Genomic DNA, 2,783 nt, shown 5'->3' with positions numbered 1-2,783 from the left:
TGTAAACTTATAAAAGATAATAGTTATCATCATATTTTAAAGGAATAATTCATGAAATTTACGCAACTTTCTGCTTTGATTGCCGCCGCAGCTTTATCAATCGGCCCCGTATCTGCTTTTGCCAAACCGGTTCAGCTGACCGATACCGTCGGCCGTAAGGTAACCGTCGACCTGCCTGCCAAACGCGTAGTTTTGGGCTTCTACTACCAAGACTACATGGCCATCGGCGGTAAAACCGCGCTGGATAACGTCGTCGGTTTCTCCAAAGCAGTTTGGGCCGACTGGGCGCCGCCAAGCTGGGCGGCATTCAGCAAAGCCGTGCCTAAACTGAATCAGCTGACCGACGTGGGCGAAGTGGAAGTCGGCACTTTCTCGATTGAGAAAGTATTGGCGCTGAAACCCGATTTGCTGGTTTTGGCCGAATGGCAATACAAGGCTTTGGGTTCCGATCTCGACCGCATCAACAAAGCCGGCATCCCCATCGTTGTGTTGGATTACAACGCGCAAACGGTCGCCAAACACGTTCAATCGACCAAGCTCATCGGCACGCTGACCGGCCAGCAGCAAAAGGCGGACAAGCTGGCGGCGGACTACAAACGCATCGCCGACACCATCCAGGCGCGCGTGAAAAAAGCCAACCTGCCCAAGCCTAAAGTGTATGTCGAGTTCGGCAACAAAGGCCCTGCGGAACACAGCGTTACCTTCGGCAAGAGCATGTGGGGTTCGATGGCGACGCTGGTCGGCGGCAACAATATCGCCGCTTCTTCGGTCGAATTCTACGGCCCGATCAATCCTGAAAAAGTCCTCGCCGCCAAACCCGACGTGATCGTGATTACCGGCCGCGAAACCGAATTGAAGAAAAACCCGGCCGCCATGGTGATGGGCTGGGGCATTCCGAAAGCGGAAGCGGAAAAACGCTTGGCAGGCTTTGCCAAACGCGCCGGCTGGGCCAACCTGCCTGCGATTAAAAACAACCGCCTCTACGCCGCCTACCACGCCAACTCGCGCACGCTGTCCGACAGCGCATCGATTCAATTTATGGCCAAAGCGATTTATCCACAGTTGTTTAAGGATTTCAACCCTGAGAAGACCTATCTGGACTTCTACCGCCAAAACCTGCCTGTTGTACCAAACGGTACGTTCTACCTGTATCCGAAAGGTCAGTAAGGCTGGTTTGCAGGTTTCAGACGACCTTTTTATGCGGAAGGTCGTCTGAAAGCAGCATGGGTTTTATACAGAACCGTAGCGTGGGCTTTGCCCAAGGGTAATGTTTGCAGAAATGATGGCGAACGGTATGGAATTTCATGTTTTTGTTGGCAAAGCACACTCTACGACTGCCCGTCGTGCCGAACGGGGAGCTTCAGGTGGGGTTGACTGCTTTGACCCTCTCCCTAGCCCTCTCCCACGGGGAGAGGGATCAGATAACTGAGATTCAACTATTGTTGTGATTCCCTACAATTTGTTCCCTCTCCCACGGGGAGAGGGGATCAGATAACTGAAGTCCGACCATTGTTGTGATTCCCTGCCATTTGTTCCCTCTCCCCGTGGGAGAGGGCCAGGGAGAGGGCAAAGCCGTTTGGAACGCCGTTATCCCGATTTTCAAAAAAACACCCTTCAAAACGGACACAGACAAAAGAGATGGTCGGGCATGGATGTCCGACCTTGTTACTTAATTTCAGAGGTTTAAAAAATGAATGATTCGGTTGTCGCCGAGATTGTGAAAAACCAGCGCAAGTTGGAAGGCAAGCGTTGGTTGATTGTGTTGATGTTTTTAATCATCGCCGCGGTCAGTTTCCTATTCGACATCGCCACCGGCCCGGCAATGACAGACACGCTGCCCGTCGGTGAAGTGGTCAATGTTTTGCTGGGTAAACCCGGAGTCGATGAAATGAACCGCCTGATTGTGATGGATCTGCGCCTGCCGATTGCGGTAATGGCCTTGGTGGTCGGCGCGGCTTTGGGTGTCGGCGGTGCGGAAATTCAAACGCTGTTGAACAACCCGATGGCCAGCCCTTATACGCTGGGCTTGGCGGCGGCGGCAGGTTTGGGCGCGTCGATGGTGATTGCGTTCGGCGGTTTCGGGCTGCCTGAAACGGTCGCCGTTCCTATCGGTGCGTTTGTGATGACCATGCTGGCTTCGGGCATCTTGTTTCTGTTTGCTTCGGCGCGCCGCTTCAATTCGGCGATGTTGGTATTGGTGGGGATTGCGCTGTTGTTTCTGTTTCAGTCGATTTTGTCGCTGATTCAATTTATCGCCGCGCCTGAGATTTCGCAGCAGATTCTGTTTTGGCTGTTCGGCAGCCTGACCAAGGCGACTTGGGAAACGGTCATCGTTACGGCGGCGGTTACGGCGGTATGCGTGTTTCTGCTTTCGCGCGATGTGTGGAAGCTGACTGCGCTGCGCCTGGGCGAAGAACGCGCCGTCGGGCTGGGCATTAATCTGCAACTTTTGCGCCTGAAAACGCTGGTGTTGGTGGCGGTGATGACGGCAACGGCAATCAGTTTTGTCGGCGTCATCGGCTTTATCGGCTTGGTTGCCCCGCATGTGGCGCGGATTCTTTTGGGCGAAGACCAACGTTTCTTCCTGCCCGGCGCAATGCTGGCAGGGGCGGCGTTTTTATCGGTGGCGAGCGTGTTGTCCAAGGTGATTATCCCGGGCGCGCTGTTTCCGGTGGGGATTGTTACGTCGTTTGTCGGCGTGCCGTTCTTCTTCTGGATTGTATTAACGAAACGATAGGCCGTCTGAAATGTTGAAACTTGAAAACGTACACATCCGGCGCGGC

At 53.9% G+C, this 2,783-nt stretch carries 2 protein-coding genes; both read left to right on the top strand.

What is annotated here, in order from left to right; all coding sequences use genetic code 11:
- Positions 1–51 precede the first annotated feature (51 nt).
- A complete protein-coding gene (locus ACTHUT_RS17205; RefSeq protein WP_250599416.1) occupies positions 52–1,167 on the top strand; it encodes an ABC transporter substrate-binding protein in 1,116 nt (371 codons plus the stop codon).
- Between the two features lie 523 nt (positions 1,168–1,690).
- Positions 1,691–2,737, top strand: a complete 1,047-nt coding sequence (locus ACTHUT_RS17200) for a FecCD family ABC transporter permease (RefSeq protein ID WP_250599414.1) — start codon at positions 1,691–1,693, stop codon at positions 2,735–2,737.
- The last annotated feature ends 46 nt before the right edge of the window (positions 2,738–2,783 follow it).

Source organism: Neisseria sp. P0022.S010 (genome assembly GCF_051956635.1).
Note: the sequence above shows the minus strand (reverse complement) of the source record. Positions and strands in the feature narration are given on the sequence as shown.

Coding starts and splice junctions, on each gene's coding strand:
- ACTHUT_RS17205 (WP_250599416.1), top strand. CDS start 52: ATGAAATTTACGCAACTTTCTGCTTTGATTGCCGCCGCAGCTTTATCA.
- ACTHUT_RS17200 (WP_250599414.1), top strand. CDS start 1,691: ATGAATGATTCGGTTGTCGCCGAGATTGTGAAAAACCAGCGCAAGTTG.